The sequence below is a fragment of the Corynebacterium sp. UBA2622 genome (genome assembly GCF_002339505.1).
GTDB lineage: Bacteria > Actinomycetota > Actinomycetes > Mycobacteriales > Mycobacteriaceae > Corynebacterium.
This window is the reverse complement of record NZ_DDJO01000021.1, coordinates 37,794-53,171: the sequence shown is the minus strand read 5'-3', so window position 1 is coordinate 53,171 and position 15,378 is coordinate 37,794. Positions and strand designations below refer to the sequence as shown.

The 15,378-nt window shown below is 67.0% G+C and carries 14 protein-coding genes, 1 tRNA gene and 2 pseudogenes; 10 read left to right on the top strand and 7 right to left on the bottom strand.

Annotated elements, in window-relative coordinates:
* Positions 1 to 13: 13 nt before the first annotated feature.
* A complete protein-coding gene (locus tag B3611_RS08735) occupies positions 14 to 1,069 on the top strand; it encodes a D-alanine--D-alanine ligase family protein (protein ID WP_414646323.1) in 1,056 nt (351 codons plus the stop codon).
* Here B3611_RS08735 and B3611_RS08730 read toward each other — a convergent pair.
* The gene (locus B3611_RS08730) at positions 1,041 to 2,054 is read right to left on the bottom strand and encodes a DUF3515 domain-containing protein (protein WP_291314691.1); all 1,014 of its coding nucleotides are present in this window, start codon (positions 2,052 to 2,054) and stop codon (positions 1,041 to 1,043) included. The two genes, B3611_RS08735 and B3611_RS08730, sit on opposite strands and share 29 nt — an antisense overlap.
* Here B3611_RS08730 and B3611_RS08725 point away from each other — a divergent pair.
* Genes B3611_RS08725 through B3611_RS08695 form a run of 7 tightly spaced genes read left to right on the top strand, consistent with a single transcriptional unit; the run spans position 2,053 to position 9,166 of the window.
* A complete protein-coding gene (locus tag B3611_RS08725; protein ID WP_414646322.1) occupies positions 2,053 to 3,051 on the top strand; it encodes a thiamine-phosphate kinase in 999 nt (332 codons plus the stop codon). The two genes, B3611_RS08730 and B3611_RS08725, sit on opposite strands and share 2 nt — an antisense overlap.
* Entirely contained in the window at positions 3,051 to 3,695 is a 645-nt protein-coding gene (locus B3611_RS08720) for a uracil-DNA glycosylase (RefSeq protein WP_291314730.1), read from the top strand. Before B3611_RS08725 ends, B3611_RS08720 begins: the two co-directional genes overlap by 1 nt.
* An 11-nt stretch (positions 3,696 to 3,706) precedes the next feature.
* A complete protein-coding gene (locus tag B3611_RS08715; RefSeq protein WP_291314689.1) occupies positions 3,707 to 5,248 on the top strand; it encodes a DAK2 domain-containing protein in 1,542 nt (513 codons plus the stop codon).
* A gap of 4 nt (positions 5,249 to 5,252) precedes the next feature.
* Entirely contained in the window at positions 5,253 to 7,358 is a 2,106-nt protein-coding gene (locus B3611_RS08710) for an ATP-dependent DNA helicase RecG (RefSeq protein WP_291314729.1), read from the top strand.
* Between the two features lie 10 nt (positions 7,359 to 7,368).
* The gene (locus B3611_RS08705; protein WP_291314688.1) at positions 7,369 to 7,941 is read left to right on the top strand and encodes an RsmD family RNA methyltransferase; all 573 of its coding nucleotides are present in this window, start codon (positions 7,369 to 7,371) and stop codon (positions 7,939 to 7,941) included.
* Positions 7,942 to 7,943: 2 nt separating this feature from the next.
* The gene (gene coaD / locus B3611_RS08700; RefSeq protein WP_291314687.1) at positions 7,944 to 8,420 is read left to right on the top strand and encodes a pantetheine-phosphate adenylyltransferase; all 477 of its coding nucleotides are present in this window, start codon (positions 7,944 to 7,946) and stop codon (positions 8,418 to 8,420) included.
* Positions 8,417 to 9,166: a sulfite exporter TauE/SafE family protein gene (locus B3611_RS08695; protein WP_291314686.1), complete on the top strand. Its 750-nt coding sequence runs from the start codon at positions 8,417 to 8,419 to the stop codon at positions 9,164 to 9,166. Before coaD ends, B3611_RS08695 begins: the two co-directional genes overlap by 4 nt.
* A 3-nt stretch (positions 9,167 to 9,169) precedes the next feature.
* Here B3611_RS08695 and B3611_RS08690 read toward each other — a convergent pair whose 3' ends face one another.
* The 3 genes from B3611_RS08690 to B3611_RS08680 are packed head-to-tail and all read right to left on the bottom strand — an operon-like array spanning position 9,170 to position 11,820.
* Positions 9,170 to 9,943, bottom strand: coding sequence for an amino acid ABC transporter ATP-binding protein (locus B3611_RS08690; RefSeq protein WP_291314685.1), 774 nt, complete (start codon positions 9,941 to 9,943; stop codon positions 9,170 to 9,172).
* Positions 9,943 to 10,887, bottom strand: coding sequence for an amino acid ABC transporter permease (locus B3611_RS08685; RefSeq protein ID WP_291314684.1), 945 nt, complete (start codon positions 10,885 to 10,887; stop codon positions 9,943 to 9,945). Before B3611_RS08685 ends, B3611_RS08690 begins: the two co-directional genes overlap by 1 nt.
* Positions 10,888 to 10,893: 6 nt before the next feature.
* Entirely contained in the window at positions 10,894 to 11,820 is a 927-nt protein-coding gene (locus B3611_RS08680) for an ABC transporter substrate-binding protein (protein ID WP_291314683.1), read from the bottom strand.
* A gap of 185 nt (positions 11,821 to 12,005) precedes the next feature.
* Here B3611_RS08680 and B3611_RS08675 point away from each other — a divergent pair.
* Positions 12,006 to 12,082, top strand: a tRNA-Leu gene (locus tag B3611_RS08675).
* A 361-nt stretch (positions 12,083 to 12,443) separates the two neighbouring features.
* Here B3611_RS08675 and B3611_RS08670 read toward each other — a convergent pair.
* The 3 genes and pseudogenes from B3611_RS08670 to B3611_RS08660 form a co-directional block, all read right to left on the bottom strand.
* On the bottom strand, positions 12,444 to 12,794 hold the full coding sequence (locus tag B3611_RS08670; RefSeq protein ID WP_291314728.1) for a DEAD/DEAH box helicase family protein: 351 nt from the start codon (positions 12,792 to 12,794) through the stop codon (positions 12,444 to 12,446).
* Between the two features lie 3 nt (positions 12,795 to 12,797).
* Positions 12,798 to 13,106: pseudogene (locus tag B3611_RS08665) on the bottom strand (hypothetical protein); the annotation flags it as partial.
* A 254-nt stretch (positions 13,107 to 13,360) separates the two neighbouring features.
* Positions 13,361 to 13,945 carry a hypothetical protein gene (locus tag B3611_RS08660; RefSeq protein WP_291314682.1) on the bottom strand — a complete coding sequence of 195 codons (585 nt, stop codon included), beginning with the start codon at positions 13,943 to 13,945 and terminating at the stop codon, positions 13,361 to 13,363.
* A gap of 188 nt (positions 13,946 to 14,133) precedes the next feature.
* Between B3611_RS08660 and B3611_RS10195 the strand changes: the two are divergent.
* Positions 14,134 to 14,601 (top strand): annotated as a pseudogene (locus B3611_RS10195) (OsmC family protein).
* The last annotated feature ends 777 nt before the right edge of the window (positions 14,602 to 15,378 follow it).

Genomic DNA, 15,378 nt, shown 5'->3' with positions numbered 1-15,378 from the left:
TAGGATAACCGGCGTGATTCGCATAGCTGTTATCTACGGTGGCCAGTCCACAGAACACTCCATCTCGTGCATTTCCGCGGGCTCGATCATGGCGGAGCTCGACCCGGAGCGCTATGAGGTCTTCCCCGTGGGTATCACCCGTGAAGGTGCGTGGGTCGTCGGCGAGCTCGACCCGGTTGCGGGGCAGACGCTGCCGGAGGTCACCGGTGGGCGCGAGATCGCGCTCTCCCTGAACCCGGCGCGCCGCGGCGAGTTCGTCGACGCGCTGAGCGGCGAGTCCCTCGCCTCCGTCGATGTCATCTTCCCCGCCCTGCACGGCAAGTACGGTGAGGACGGCACCATCCAGGGCATGTTCGAGCTCTCCGGCATCCCCTACGTCGGCCCGGGCGTGCTCGCCTCCGCCTGCGGAATGGACAAGGAATACACCAAGAAGCTCGTGCAGCTCGCGGGCGTCGCCATCACCGACGAGGTCGTCCTCGGCCCGGGTGAAACGCTTGACGACGCCGACCGCGGGCGCCTTGGCCTGCCCGTCTTCGTCAAACCCGCCAGCGGCGGGTCGTCCATTGGCGTCTCGAAGGTGGAGGACTGGGCCGACCTGGACGAGGCGATCCGCCTGGCGCGCGAGTCGGACGGCAAGGTCATCGTCGAGGCGGAGCTCATCGGCGACGAGGTCGAGGTCGGGGTGCTCGAGCACCCCGACGGGCGCGTCGTCGCCTCCGTGCCCGCGAAACTCAACGGCACCGAGGACGGCGGGGAGGGCTTCTACGGCTTCGAGACGAAGTACCTCGACGATGCCGTCACCGCGACGATCCCCGCGCCCTACGATGCGGCCCTGACCGGGGAGCTGCGCGAGCTCGCGGAGCGCGCGTTCCGCGCGGTGTCGTGCACGGGTCTCGCACGCGTGGATTTCTTCGTCACCAACAACGGCCCGGTGCTCAACGAGATCAACACGATGCCGGGCTTCACCCCGATTTCGATGTACCCCCAGGTCTGGCTGGCCTCGGGCCTTTCCTACGGCCAGCTCCTCGACACCCTCGTCTCTACCGCTCTGGCACGTTCCGGGCGATAGCCTCCGACAGCGCCGTCACCGCCGCGTTGCCCTCCGACTGCGGCAGGTTCGCCGCGACATTCGCGGTGCGCCCCAGCGCAAACCAGGTCGCCGAGGTGGTCCCGTTGGCCAGGGTCGTGTCCTCGAACCACGTCACGTCGTTGACCTGGTAGAGCTCCACACCCGGCCGGTAGTTCTCCGGGTCGGCCACCCCGCAGCGAACGACGATCGGCTCCCTGCCCCGCGCCACCCACACTGCGGTGCCCGGCGTGCGCACCCTGTCCGCCCCGAGGCGCGTGAAACCTTCGGCGGGGGAGTCGGGAAGATCGGCCAGAAGGGCGTCGCAGTGCTCCGCCGGGCCCGCGGAGAGGGCGCTCAGCGGGGCGGGCGCGGGCGCCACGTCCTGGTGGTGTAGCGAGGAGAGGTCCAGCTTGTCCAGCGGGCTCCTGCCGTTCAGGGCGGCCTCGTCGGAGGTCACGGCGACCACCGGCGAGCGGTCGACGGTGTACCAGGTGGTCATCGACGAGCCGGGGGTCGCGTCGTCGACGCGCATCCAGCGTGCGCCGGCCGCCTCCTCCGTCGGGGTGTACTCGTTGTACTGCAGCGGCGCATCCACCCCGCAGCGCAGGGTGACGCGCTGGGTGGAGGACGACTGCCACGCCGCCGCCCCCTGGGGCGCCGGTTCCGCCAGCTCGGCGCGGCGGTGGCCGAGGAGGGTGGCGGGGAGGGCGTCGATAAGCTGCGTGCACTCCTGCGAGCCCGCCTCGGGGGAGGCGACGTCCGCCATGGCGACGGGCTGGAGTGCGACCCGGTCGTAGAAGATTTTCACGCCGACGAGGACACCCGCGACAAGCACGAGGGCGAGCCCGAGGAGGGCGTAGATCAGTTTCCGGCTAAGTTGGGATTCGTTCTCCTCCTCCTCCGCGAGCTCGGCGGCCTCGGTGACCCAGTCTTCGTCCGCCCGGCCCGCGTGGGGTGTGCGGGAGTCCTCGTCCATGTCGCGCATGACCCCACAGTCTACTGAAAGGGCCCTATTCCCCGTGATTAGCACTGGTTTCCCCACCGGCGGGCCCACGCTGGGCGAGGTCGGCGAGCAGCAGGTGATCCGCGCGATCATGGAGGCCGCTCCCTCGACGATCAACGGCGATGACGCCGCTGTGCTCACCCCGCCGGCGCCGAACTCGCGGGTGGTGGCCACCACGGACATGCTCGTCGAGGGGCGGCATTTCCTGCCGGAGTACACAACCCCCCACCAGGTGGGGCGTAAGGCCGTGGTGCAGAACTTCGCGGACATCGAGGCGATGGGGGCGCGCCCCGCAGCCGCGCTGCTGGCCATCTCCGCGCCCGATTCGCTGCCGCTCGCGGTGGTTGCGCAGCTCGCCGAGGGGATCCACTCGAAGGTGGAGGAGTACTCGACCGAACTCGTCGGCGGCGACGTGACGGGGGGAGCCAGCCTGGTCATCTCGATATCCGCCATCGGCTCCCTCGGCGGCAGCCTGGAGCCGCTGACGCTCGGCCGCGCCCGGCCGGGCCAGAGGGTGGTCGCCCACGGGCGCATCGGGTATTCGGCCGCCGGGCTCGCCCTGCTGCGCGCGGGGGTCGACGTGCCCGGGGAGCTTGAGCCGCTGGTGGAAGCCCACCAGGCGCCGCACCTCACGCCGGGCCGCGGCGTGGTGGCCCGCGCGGCGGGTGCGACGGCGATGACCGACAACTCCGACGGCCTGGTGCGCGACAGCGGCCTGCTCGCCGACCGCTCCTCCGTGGCCATCGACCTCGACCCGGGGGCGATCGCGCCCGACACGCTGCTCACCGCCGCGGGGGAGCTGCTCGGCGAGGACCCGTGGAAATGGGTGTTAACAGGCGGGGAGGACCACGCCCTGCTGGGCACGATCGAGGGGGAGGCCCCCGCGGGCTTCCGCACCATCGGCGCCGTCCGCAGGGGCGCCGGTGTCACCGTGGGTGGGGAAGCGCCCGCCTACCGGACCGGATGGGAGAGCTTCTGATGGACCTGCCCGTGCATGAGTCGTGGAAGGAACCGCTCGCTCCCGTCGAGGCGCAGATCCACGCGATGGGGGACTTCCTCCGCGCGGAGGGGCACTACCTGCCGCGGGGCAACGACATCCTCCGCGCCTTCGCGGACCCCTTCGACGGCGTCCGCGTGCTCATCCTGGGCCAGGATCCGTACCCCACCCCGGGCCACCCCATGGGGCTCGCCTTTTCCACCCAGCCCGGGGTGGCGGCCCCGCGCTCGCTGGTGAACATCTACGAGGAGCTCAACGCGGATCTCGGCGTGCCCCCGCGCGCCGACGGGGACCTGAGTTCCTGGTCCCGGCAGGGGATCCTTCTGCTCAACAGGGTGCTCACCGTCAGACCCGGCAAGCCCGCCTCGCACCGCGGCAAGGGGTGGGAGGCCGTGACCGAGCAGGCCATCCGCGCCCTCGCCGCCCGCGAGCAGCCCCTCGTGGCCATCCTCTGGGGCCGCGACGCCCAGTCCGCAGCCCGCTTCCTCGGCGACACCCCGCGCATCGAGTCCCCGCACCCCTCCCCGCTGTCCGCCCACCGGGGGTTCTTCGGCTCCCGTCCGTTCTCGCGGGCGAACCGCGCCTTGCAGGACCAGGGGGCCGAACCCGTCGATTGGTCGTTGTAGACTCTCCAACCATGGTCACTGCAGCTGAGTCCGCGGTATTCGACGGCACGAGACTGATGTCCTGGGCGCGCCGATCCGCCGCGGAGCTCGAGCGCAGGCGGGTGGAAATCAACGACCTCAACGTGTTCCCCGTCCGCGACGCCGACACCGGCTCGAACATGGCCCACACGATGCAGGCGGCGGTGCGCGAGGCCGAGAAGCTCGGTGAGACCGCCAGCATGGTCGACGTCGCCGAGGCCCTCGCCGTAGGCAGTATGCGCGGGGCCCGCGGAAACTCCGGCGTCGTGCTCTCGCAGGTCATCCGCGCGGTTGCCCAGAGCGTGGGCCGCGCGCCCGTGGACGGCGCCGTCGTCGCGGAGGCGCTCAACTCGGCCGTGAAGTTCGTCGACCGCGCGATTTCCGAGCCCGTGGAGGGCACCGTGGTCACCGTCCTGCGCGCCGCCGCCCTCGCCGCGCGCGAGGCTTCTGGGGGCTCGCTTTCCGACGTCTCCGCCGCCGCCCTGGCCGCCGCCCGCATGGCTCTGGCAAAGACCCCCTCCCAGCTTGACGTCCTGCGTGCCGCCGGTGTCGTCGATGCTGGCGGCACGGGGCTGGTGATCCTCCTGGAGGAGCTTTACAAGGAGATCACCGGCGAGGAGCCCGGTGCAGCGCCCGTCGAGGCACCTGAGGAGCCCCACTCCGAGCCCGCGAACCTCGAGGTGATGTTCTTCTTCGAGGGCCCCGTCGACGAGCTGGAGCAGGCCATTGCGCCGCTGGGCACCAGCCTGGTCATCGCCCGCGCCGACGACACCCGCGGCAAAGTGCACATCCACTCCGTCACCGCCGGCACGCTCATCGAGAAGGCCTTCGCCCTCGGTGCCGTGAGCGACCTGCGCCTCGAGGTGCTTCCCGCGGACCCGGTGACGGACAACCCCGGGCGCCTCATCGTGGCCGTCACCCCCTCCGGGTCGCTCGCCGAGCTGTATTCGCAGGCGGGCGCGGCCACCGTCGCCCCGGGCGAGGACGTCGTTTCGGAGGTTCTCGCCGTGATCCGCCGCTCGCCGGCGCGCGAAGTAATCCTCCTGCCCAACGGCCAGCTCGGCAGCCGTGAACTCGGGGCCATCGAGAAGGCCGCCCGAGCCTTCGAACAGACCGTCACCGTCCTGCCGACCGTGCGCTTCGTCTCCGGCATCGCGGCCCTGACGGTGCACGACCCCGACCAGCCTCTGTCCACGGTCGCCTTCACCATGTCGGAGGCGGCGGGGGAGATGCGCACCGCCGCCGTCCAACGCGCCGACGCGCCGGGCCTGGCCCAGGGCGGGCCGGTGGCCGCCGGGGATATCGTGGTCGTCGCCCACGGCGAGACCGCCCGGGCTCCGGAGGATCCGCGGGAGGCCGTGGTCTTCGCCTGCGAGCGCCTGCTCCGCCACGGCGGCGAGCAGGTTTCCATCCTCTACGCGCCCGAGGAGTTCGGCGATTTCGAGACCGGCCCCCTCGCGGAGGAACTCGGTGTGGATGTCCTGGCCTACCCGGCCGACGGCCTCGATGCCGTCGCGGAGATCGGGGTGGAGTAGAGCGGTGCTGGGCTTCCACGACGCGCGGCCGCTGAACCTCGTCCTGCCGTTGAAGCAGGCCCGCGCGCTGGCCACGCACCTGAATCTGAACACCTGCGGCGACCTGCTGAGCCACTACCCGCGGCGCTACCTGCACTACGGCTCCGGCAGCTCGATCGAGGGCGCCCTGGAGGGCGACACCGTGAGCATCGTCGGCAACGTTGTCTCCGCCCGGCGCATCAACACGGCGAAGCGCCCGCTTCACAAGGTCACCGTTTTCGACGGAACCTACTCGGTAGACGCCACCTTCTTCGGCTCGCGCTACGCCATGAACGTACTCACGGAGGGTAAGCGGGTGATGCTCACCGGCAAGCTCAGCTCCTTCCGCGGCCAGCCCCAGCTGCAGCACCCCGACTTCGTGCTTCTCGACGGCCCGACGCAGGCGACCGGGGCCCTCAAACAGCTCCAGCACTTCGGCGACCTGGAGGAGATCCTCTCCGGCCGGGAGTGGCTCCCCCTCTACCCGGCCACCGCCAAGGTGAGTTCCTGGACCGTCATGGGCGCCGTCCACGCGGTGCTTCGCTCGCTGCCGGAGGTGGAGGAGCCGCTGGGTTTCACCCCGCGGGGCCACATCCCGCTCGACCGCGCCGTACGCGAGATTCACGAACCGGGCCCCGCCGGGCCGGACGCGGCACGGGCGCGCCTGAAGTACGACGAGGCGATGGGCGTCGCGCTGGTGATGGCCGTGCGCCGCGCCGACGCCGAGGCGGACACCGCCCGGCCCCTGCCGCGGGTGGAGGGCCGCGACCAGGACGGCCTGTTAGCCCACCTGCCCTTCCCACTCACCCGGGGCCAGAGCGATGTGCTCGGTGAGATCAGTGGCGACCTGGCCCGCCCGCACCCGATGAGCCGGCTGCTGCAGGGGGAGGTCGGCTCGGGCAAGACCATCGTCTCCCTTCTGGCCATGTTGCAGGCGGTGGACAACGGAGCGCAGTGCGCGCTGCTCGCCCCCACGGAGGTGCTGGCCATGCAGCACGCCCGCTCCCTCACCGAGACGCTTATGCGCGCCGGGGTGCCCACCCGGGTGGTCGCCCTGACCGGTTCGATGGGTGCCGCGCGAAAGCAGGACGCGCTGCTGAAGATCGTCTCGGGGGAGGCGGACATCGTCGTGGGCACCCACGCGCTCATCCAGGAGGGCGTCGAGTTCTTCCGGCTCGGTCTCGTGGTCGTCGACGAGCAGCACCGCTTCGGTGTGGAGCAGCGCGACACGCTGCGCGCCAAGGCGGGGGACGTGACCCCGCACCTGCTGGTGATGACGGCGACGCCCATCCCGCGCACCATCGCCATCACGGTCTTCGGCGACCTCCGGGTCTCCACCCTGCGCGAGCTGCCGGGAGGGCGCAAGCCGATCCAGTCCTCGGTTGTTCCCGAGTTCCGCAGCTCCTGGGTCGCGCGCGCGTGGGAGAAGATCCGCGAGGAGGTCGCCGCGGGCCACCAGGCCTACGTGGTCTGCCCCCGCATCGACGGAGAGGGAGGGGTGACCGAGGTGGCGCAGTGGCTCGCCGCGGGCGAATTCAGCGGCCTCACGGTGGGGGTGCTGCACGGGCGGATGAAGGGCGAGGAAAAGGATGCGGTGATGAGCGACTTCGCCGCTGGCGGCATCGACGTGCTGGTGTCCACGACCGTCATCGAGGTCGGCGTGGACGTGCCCAACGCCACCGTGATGATGGTGCGCGAGTCGGAGCACTTCGGCGTCTCCCAGCTCCACCAGCTGCGCGGGCGCGTCGGCCGCGGCGGGAACGCCTCCCTGTGCCTGTTCCACACCCTCGCGGAGCCGGAGTCAGCCGCGTTCCAGCGCGTCGCGGCGGTGGCCGCCACCACCGACGGTTTCCAGCTCGCCGAGCTGGACCTGTACAACCGGCAGGAGGGCGATGTCCTGGGAGCGCAGCAGTCCGGAGCCCGGCGCACGCTGCAGCTGATCAACCTCGTCGACGACTACGACGTCGTAGTGCGCGCCAACGATGATGCCGCCCGCCTCGTCGCCGACAACCCAGAGCTCGCGCGCGGGGTGGCCGACACGGTCACCGAATCGTTCGTGCCCGAGCGTCTCGAGTACCTGGAGAAAAGCTAACATCGTGGGAATGAACCGAATCATCTCGGGTGAGGCCCGTGGCCGCAAGATCAAGGTGCCGCCGGAGGGCACGCGCCCGACCTCCGACCGCGCCCGCGAGGGGCTCTTCTCCTCGCTCCAGGTGCGCTTCGGCATCGTCGACCAGACGGTGCTCGACCTCTTCGCCGGTTCCGGCGCGCTGGGCCTTGAGGCTGCCTCCCGCGGTGCCGCAGAGGTCGTGCTCGTGGAAAACGACCCGCGCGCCGTTCAGGTCATCGAGTTCAACGCCGGCGTCGTCGGCCACCCCAACGTGCGCGTCGAGCCGGTCAAGGCCTCGACCTACCTCGCCCGCGCACCGCGCCGCCACTTCTCCATGGTTCTCGCCGACCCGCCCTACGACCTCGCCGACGAGGCCGTTGCGGACATGATCGCGGCGCTCGAGCCTTCGCTTGTCGACGGCGCCGTGGTCGTCGTCGAGCGCCATCGCGCAAGCCCCGAGACCGCCTGGCCCGCGGCCTTCACCCCGACCACCCAGAAGCTGAAGAAGCGCCTGTACGGAATAGCCCGGATGGACATGGCCGTCTACAGCGCAGAAGGAGAGTAGCCATGACCGTCGCAGTGTGCCCCGGTTCCTTCGACCCGGTGACCAACGGTCACCTGGACATATTCCAGCGCGCCGCGCGCCACTTCGAGGAGGTCATCGTCCTGGTCACGGGCAACCCCACGAAGACCTCCGGCCTGTTCACCGTGGAGGAGCGGGTGGAGCTCATCAGGCGGGTGACCGGGCACGTGCCCAACATCCGGGTCGACTTCTGGGGCGGGCTTCTGGTGGATTACACCACCGCCCACCACGTCACGGCTCTGGTCAAGGGGCTGCGCTCCTCGCTGGACTACGAGTACGAGCTGCCGATGGCCCAGATGAACCGCCGGTTGACCGGGGTGGACACCTATTTCCTGCTCACCGACGAGAAGTACGGCTACACCTCCTCCTCGCTGTGCAAGGAAGTGGTCAAGTACGGCGGCGATGTCACGGGCCTGGTGCCCGACGAGGTCGCCGAGGCGATGCGGGAGAAGTTGCGATGACCACCGTGGTCGTCGGGCTGTTCCTGGCCGTGCTCATCGGCTCGACGCTGCAGCGCGTCTCCGGCATGGGCGTGGGCCTGATTGCCGGACCGGTGCTGTCCATCCTCATCGGACCCGTCGAGGGCATCCTGGTGGTCAACATCCTCGCCATGGCGAACGCGGCGCTGACCACGCTCGCGGTCCGGGAGGACGTGGACTGGAAGAAATTCGCCTCCATCGCCCCCTACCTCGTCGCCGGGGCAATCCCCGGGGCCTTCCTCGTGCGCGCGCTGTCGGCGGACCTGCTGCTCGTCATCGTGGGTATCCTGCTGCTCATCGCGCTCAGCGTGGTCACCCTCGGGAAGCGCTACGTCCCGCCGATTGACGGCGCCGTTCCCGCGGCGGTGGCGGGAGTGGCCGGCGGATTCATGAACACCCTGGCCGGCGTGGCAGGGCCCGCCATCACGGTCTTCGCCCAGGCGGCCCGCTGGCCGCAGAAGGTCTACGCGGCGACGCTCCAACCCATCTTCATGGTCAGCGGAGCGACCTCGTTCCTCCTCAAGGAGCTCACCGGCGCGGCGAATGTGGCGTCGATTGGCTGGCACCTGTGGGCCGCTGGAGCCGCCGCAATGGCACTGGGGCTTTTTGCGGGAACACGCATTGCCCCGCGGGTGCCGGGGGACAAGGCCCGCAGCATGGCGCTGGGCCTCGCCATCCTGGGAGGGGTGACGGCCCTGGTGCGCGGCGCTACGGGCCTGATCGGGTAGAAGCTAGAACAGCGTCGAGAGGAACTCCTGAGTGCGCCGTTCGCGGGGGTTGTCCAGGACCTGCTGCGGGGTGCCGTACTCGACAATGTGGCCGTTGGCCATGAACGCGACCCGGTCGGCGACCTCGCGGGCGAAGGCCATTTCGTGGGTCACCACGAGCATGGTCATGCCCTGGGCGGCGAGGTCCTTCATCACGCGCAGCACCTCGCCCACGAGCTCGGGGTCGAGGGCGGAGGTGGGCTCGTCGAAAAGCATGAGCTTGGGGTCCATTGCCACCGCGCGCGCGATGGCGACGCGCTGTTGCTGGCCGCCCGAAAGCTGGATCGGGTAGGCGTCGGCCTTGGACTCGAGGCCCACCATGGCGAGTAGCTCGCGTGCGCGGGCGGTGGCCTCGCCGACGGACTGGCCCTTGACGTGCACGGGGGCCTCGATGATGTTGTCCAGAACCGTGCGGTGGCCGAAGAGGTTGAAGTTCTGGAACACCATGCCGATGTCCCGGCGCTGCTTCGCGGCGTCCTTCTCGCTCATCTCGTGCAGGACGCCGTCGCGCTCCCGGTATCCGATAAGGTCGCCGCTGACGTAGAGCCGGCCGGCCGTGATCTTCTCCAGGTGGTTCACGCAGCGCAGGAAGGTCGACTTGCCGGAGCCCGACGGGCCGATCAGGCAGGTCACCTCACCGGGCATGACCTCGAGGCTGATGCCCTTGAGCACGTCGAGGTTGCCGAAGGACTTCCAGACATCCACGGCCTGGATCATGGGGGTTGTGGGGGTTGTCATTAGCGTCCCTTCCTTTCGGGGGCCCCGATGACCTCGACATTGCCGGGGATGGTGCCCTCGGCGTCGGCGAGGCTGGCCAGTTGGCGGGCGGTGAGCTGGCGGGTGGCTCCGCGGTCGAAATACTTCTCCAGGTAGTGCTGTCCCACCATGAGCAGCGAGGTGATCACCAGGTACCACGTCGCGGCGACAAGCAGCATCGGCACCGGCTCGAACAGGGCGGCGGCGATGTCCATCGAGCGGCCGTAGAGCTCGAGGGAGTAGGGCACCGCGACCACGAGCGAGGACGTCTTGAGCAGGGAGATGAACTCGTTGCCCGTCGGCGGGATGATGATGCGCATCGCCTGCGGCAATACCGTGCGGGTCATCGTCTGGGTCCAACTCATGCCGAGCGCCTTGGACGCCTCGACCTGGCCCTCCGGCACCGAGGAGATACCGGAGCGGACGATCTCCGCCATGTACGCGGCCTCGTTGAGGCCCAGGCCCACCACGGCGAGCATGAACGCCGAGGAGGTGAACGGCTCGAGCGGGATGCGGGCGACACCGAGGTTGATCGAGTCGTAAATCGCGCCCAGCAAACCCCAGAACATCAGCTGCACGTAGACGGGGGTACCGCGGAAGATCCAGAGGAAAACCCAGCCGACGGCCTTGAACACGGGGTTCGGGCTCATGCGCATCACCGCGAGGATGATGCCGCCGACCACACCGATGACCATCGCGAGGATGGTGATGGCGAGCGTGTGCAGCGCGGCCGTCGCGATGCGGGTGTCCAGCAGGTAGTCGAAGTAGGTGTGCCACCCGTACGCCTGATTGCGGGCCGCGCCCCAGATAAACCAGGCGAGCAGGAGCAGTAGAACGGCGGCGAGGACCCAGCGGCCCGGGTGGCGCATCGGCACCGCCCGGATGCGCTCCGGGGGTGTGCTGCGGGTGTTGGTGGTGGTGCTCATCGTGGGTTAACCCCGTCCTTTCAGTGGTTCTTCGTTTACTTGCGCCTGCTCGAGGTAGCCGGACTCGACGTTCCATTGCTTGAGGATGCGCTGGTACTCACCTGTGTCAATGAGGTGTTGGATGGCCGCGGCGAGGGCAGGACCGAGGGGGGAATCCTTCGGCACGGCGAAGCCGTAGGGGGCGGCATCGAACATGTCGCCGACGAGTTCGAGCTTTCCCTCGGAGCGCTCGACGGCCCAGGCGGTGACGGGGGAGTCCGCGCTCATCGCGTCGGCGCGGCCCACCAGCGCGGCCAGCGCCGCGTTGTCGGAGGTGTCGAAGGCCAGCACGGTGATCGGTTTCTCGCCGTTGGCCACGCACTCCTCGCTCTTGGGCCGCACATCGTCGGTCTCGGAGACGGTGGTGCGCTGCACCGCGACGGTGAGCCCGCAGGGATGGGAAGGATCAACGTTCTTGCCCGGGGCCGCGGCCCATTGCACGCCGGCGTAGAGGAAGTCCGCGAAGTCGAAGCTCTGGCGGCGCTCGGCGTTGTCGGTGAAGCCGGACATGCCCGCGTCGAGGCTGCCCGCCTGAACCGCCGGCAGGATCATCGAGAAGTCCATGTCCTGCGGGTCGAACTCCAGCCCCATGATGGAGGCCGCGGCGCGCCCCATGTCCATCTCCATGCCGATGATCGAGCCCTTCGAGTCCTTGAACTCAAACGGCGCGAACGGCGGGTTGGACCCCACGGACAGCTTCCCGTCGGCGGCCACCTGCTCGGGCACCATCGCGGCGATCTCGGGAACCTTTTCCTGCTCGACGGGTTGCCACCCCTCCGGGTTGCCGCCCTCCTCGTTGGTCACGCAGGACGGGAGCATGCTTATCGACGCCACCCCAGCCAGCACCGCGGCAATGCGGCGTAGGGAGCGTGTCTGTTTTTCCGGAACCTTCATGTCGCCCCTAGATCCCCGCCTCGGCGGTCACGGGCGCTGTCATCGTGCCCCGGGCGCAGGCAGGCGCCACCGCAATGAGAGATTTACGCATATCCGTATAATAACCAGCGGAGCCCGGTTCCCGTGAATTCCGCTCGGGGCGCGATTGTTGGGTCGCCGCGGCCTGCGCTAGACTTTTCTCTCGCGCCCCAGTAGCCCAATTGGCAGAGGCAGCGGATTCAAAACCCGCCCAGTGTGAGTTCGAGTCTCACCTGGGGCACCATTACAGCAAGTCGAGGGAGCTTACGACCCGGGGTACCTCCTTGTCGTTCGATCCCGTTTTCGTCTTGGCTTACGCTCTTTTCTCAGGTCACAAAGGTCGGTCCTAGGGCGTGGAAATTGCGTGCCTGCTCTACATTGAATGCCTCTTTTGGCCTTGACAACGGGGGAGAGTTTTGACCTAACGCTCATAAACCTTTCTTCGAAGCCGCGAGCGAGGAGCGAAATGCCCCAACTACACCGGCACCACGACATATTCTTCCAAGAACCTGCGCTACCCCCATCGAAGCCCAAGTGAATTCCGACGATGGTTCTGCTGAGCTCCACTCGAGCAGCCGTTATTCGATGGGTAAGAGTGATTCCCTTCAGTCCGGGGTCTCACTCTTATGCCTGATATGTCTTAGGAGGATCGCCACATTGTGTTGGCAGGAGGGGACGAGCAAATCAAGGGCACAAAGACAAGCACCCGGGCCCTGCCGCGGCGCGCCTCGGCGAAAATGCTCGGCCAAACGAAGAGCGGTAAACGTCTCGCCCGTACCGCACACCATGATCAACTTGCCCCGGTCATGAGTCCTGTAACCGGAAAGCGCCTTCTCAACCGCTTCGACCTGATGCTTGCGTGGGGCTAAAGCCTGCTTGCGGGTGAGGTTGACATCGATCTCCGAGCCGGGGAAGACAACATCCCAGTTCACGGGTGCGGCAATGATGTCGGCCATGCCGGTCCGGCTGGTCTCCAGTACCTGGTTCGTCACCGCCGCCTCCGCATTGGTGTAGTACTGCGTACCTTTATCGGTGACACACGAATGTCCCGACGCCTCGAAGACGGAATTGATGTGCGCCTTCTGGATGCTCGTGGTCGGCTCGCCGAACGTTGCCCGGATCGCCACCTAACTGTGGTCATCGACACAGTGGGCAACAATGTCGCTACCTGTGTCTGCCAACCCGCCGTTGCAACGCCAATCCACCCACCGGCACACTTTATCGAACTGTCCTGCGAAAGTGGGGGTTGCGCGGAAGGAGTTCACCATCAACTTCTTAAAAGCAATCCTATAGTTGTTCTTGGGTTAGTTTTCACGTAACTGATCAAGAACTTCTTCAAACGATGCTATTCAGGTGATTATGCCTAACGGGAGTGTATTCACAGAGGTATCTCGCGAATGTGGCGTTGCCTACAGGAATTTCCATCCCCGCCCGTCAACCCCGGTTACACAGGCCGGGGTCCGGGAAGCCGCAGAACGATTACCTGTTTGTTCGAAAGAAGGGCCCTTGGCCAATTGGGTTGTTAATTGCTTGACATGAGCCCAGTTCCCCGCTTCCAGGTCCACTGCTTGCCCAGTTGGTCCCGGAACGAGATTTCTTCGACCGTGTGAGATTCCGCGTGAAGAAGCGGGAGGAATGACTCACTGCTAGAAACAGGTCTAGGGCTAATAAACTTCAACCCTTCCGCCCCCCACACACTCTCGATGAAATACTGACCGGGGGGGAGAGTTGCTACTTGAATGCTGAGAGGCTTCTCGTTGGCCTTGACATGGAGCACGACTTCGAAAAAGACGGAGTTGATTGCCCCTGTAGTTGAAACCAGAATTCCCCAGCGACCTTTGGCTGACGTATCTTCTTTTACCCACCACGCCTGCATGTTGCTTGCAATTCCACGCTGATCCCGCTCTCTTTCGCGCTCGTCTGCCTCGAGGGCATGGGCTTCCGCTTTTTGGGAGGCTTCGAGTGCGACGCGGTTCGACTCAGCCACGTGCTTCGAGGTTTCGTCTGCTGTCGCCTTGGCAAGCTGATTTGCCTGCCGCGCGATTGCGAGTGCGGCGAGCGAGGCCCCGGCGCCGACAAGGTCCGCGACTTGCCCTAAATCAATCATGATTTCCCTTTCTTTCTAGTAGGAACCGAGGAAAGACCCAGGAATGCGGTCTTTCCCTGTGATCAAACTCAAAATTTATCGTCTAGCACGCCCGCCGGCATCTGCAATGGCGAACCAAAACGACGCTGCCGCAGGGAAATTCCACACAGGGAATCTTTAGAAGGCTTAAGCGCCCCGTTTAGGACCGGTTGCGAATACCGATCACCCCGAGCCACAAGGCCGGGTAGCCCTTCGCTCCATCGATTCCGAGGCGCTGGAGGCGCTTGCCGAGAAGAACATCACCGATCCCACCGAGGGCAAGAAGCAAATCCGCATCCACACCGAGACAGACGAAGCGTTTCGCAACTGCCCGCAGGTTCGCGACTTGGCCCCCGTTCTCGTTGCCGAACCGTCTCTCCTCCTCGGCTACAACACCGCCCCCAGCCCGACGGAGGTGGTCCAGGCGCTGCTGGTCTTTTACATCGCCGTGGGTATCCAGGCCATCGCAACGCACCGCGGTGTCACCCTGACCATGACCGACATCTCGGCTGTGTGGGACGGGGGACACCGATGAGGAGAAGCGCACAGGTGTCTCCGACGTCCGCGTCATCATCGACCTTGAGGGTGACACCGACCCTAACACCCTGGTCCAGACCCATCGGGATGCCGCCAAGTAGTCTCCCGTGGTGAACACCTACACCCGCCCGGCTAACCCGACATCTGAGCTGGCTTAGATGGCGCGGTCGGAGTCCGCAGTGGGGACTTCTGAAGCCCGTGGGTGTGGCAGCAGACACCATCACATTCGACGAAAGATGCAACCTTAGTCAGCGATATTGGGGCACAATGGATCCTGAGCCTCGGGTTCTTCCTAGCTCTGGGATTCAGGCTCGATGATTTGCATAGCGGGGCTGTCTCGACCGCGCTCACTGGGGCGATCCCGCAGGTAATCATCGCCCTGATGATGGAACGGAGGCGAGTGAGCCACCATCATGTCCCCGAGCGCGAAGAACGGGGACCGGTCGTTGTCGCCATTCTTGTATGCCTGACTGCCACCAGGGGGTCTATTAATGGTGCTTCCCACCCCCAGGGAAGAGCGGATTGTCCTAACGATAGCTATCGGCTTCGTCGTTGTCTTCGCCTTTGTGCCGCCCGTACTGCATGTGAAACTTTCCGTACACGTCGGTTAGTCGGCGACAGTGTGGGCGTACTTGGCAGTGGTTCTCTCACCCTGGTGGGTGCCTAATTTTTTTGCTGCCCCCCCCCCCTCGTGGCGTGGTCCCGCTTGAAGTTGGCCCATCACACGCCCCGTGAACCCGCTTCCGGCTTTGCGGCCAGAATCTTCGTACTTGGAGGCACCCTCGAGTTTCGGGCGGTGGGATAGGGACTCCGCGTTGCGGACTTGCGTGCGCGGGACTCCGCGTTGCGGACTTGCGTGCGCGCCGTCGACTCCGCGT

Excerpts from the sequence above, each read along its gene's own strand:
- coaD (WP_291314687.1), top strand. The coding sequence starts at position 7,944 with ATGACCGTCGCAGTGTGCCCCGGTTCCTTCGACCCGGTGACCAACGGT.
- B3611_RS08695 (WP_291314686.1), top strand. The coding sequence starts at position 8,417 with ATGACCACCGTGGTCGTCGGGCTGTTCCTGGCCGTGCTCATCGGCTCG.
- B3611_RS08705 (WP_291314688.1), top strand. The coding sequence starts at position 7,369 with ATGAACCGAATCATCTCGGGTGAGGCCCGTGGCCGCAAGATCAAGGTG.
- B3611_RS08680 (WP_291314683.1), bottom strand. The coding sequence starts at position 11,820 with ATGAAGGTTCCGGAAAAACAGACACGCTCCCTACGCCGCATTGCCGCG.
- B3611_RS08715 (WP_291314689.1), top strand. The coding sequence starts at position 3,707 with ATGGTCACTGCAGCTGAGTCCGCGGTATTCGACGGCACGAGACTGATG.
- B3611_RS08720 (WP_291314730.1), top strand. The coding sequence starts at position 3,051 with ATGGACCTGCCCGTGCATGAGTCGTGGAAGGAACCGCTCGCTCCCGTC.
- B3611_RS08685 (WP_291314684.1), bottom strand. The coding sequence starts at position 10,887 with ATGAGCACCACCACCAACACCCGCAGCACACCCCCGGAGCGCATCCGG.
- B3611_RS08730 (WP_291314691.1), bottom strand. The coding sequence starts at position 2,054 with ATGCGCGACATGGACGAGGACTCCCGCACACCCCACGCGGGCCGGGCG.
- B3611_RS08660 (WP_291314682.1), bottom strand. The coding sequence starts at position 13,945 with ATGATTGATTTAGGGCAAGTCGCGGACCTTGTCGGCGCCGGGGCCTCG.
- B3611_RS08690 (WP_291314685.1), bottom strand. The coding sequence starts at position 9,943 with ATGACAACCCCCACAACCCCCATGATCCAGGCCGTGGATGTCTGGAAG.
- B3611_RS08725 (WP_414646322.1), top strand. The coding sequence starts at position 2,053 with ATGACCCCACAGTCTACTGAAAGGGCCCTATTCCCCGTGATTAGCACT.
- B3611_RS08670 (WP_291314728.1), bottom strand. The coding sequence starts at position 12,794 with ATGGCCGACATCATTGCCGCACCCGTGAACTGGGATGTTGTCTTCCCC.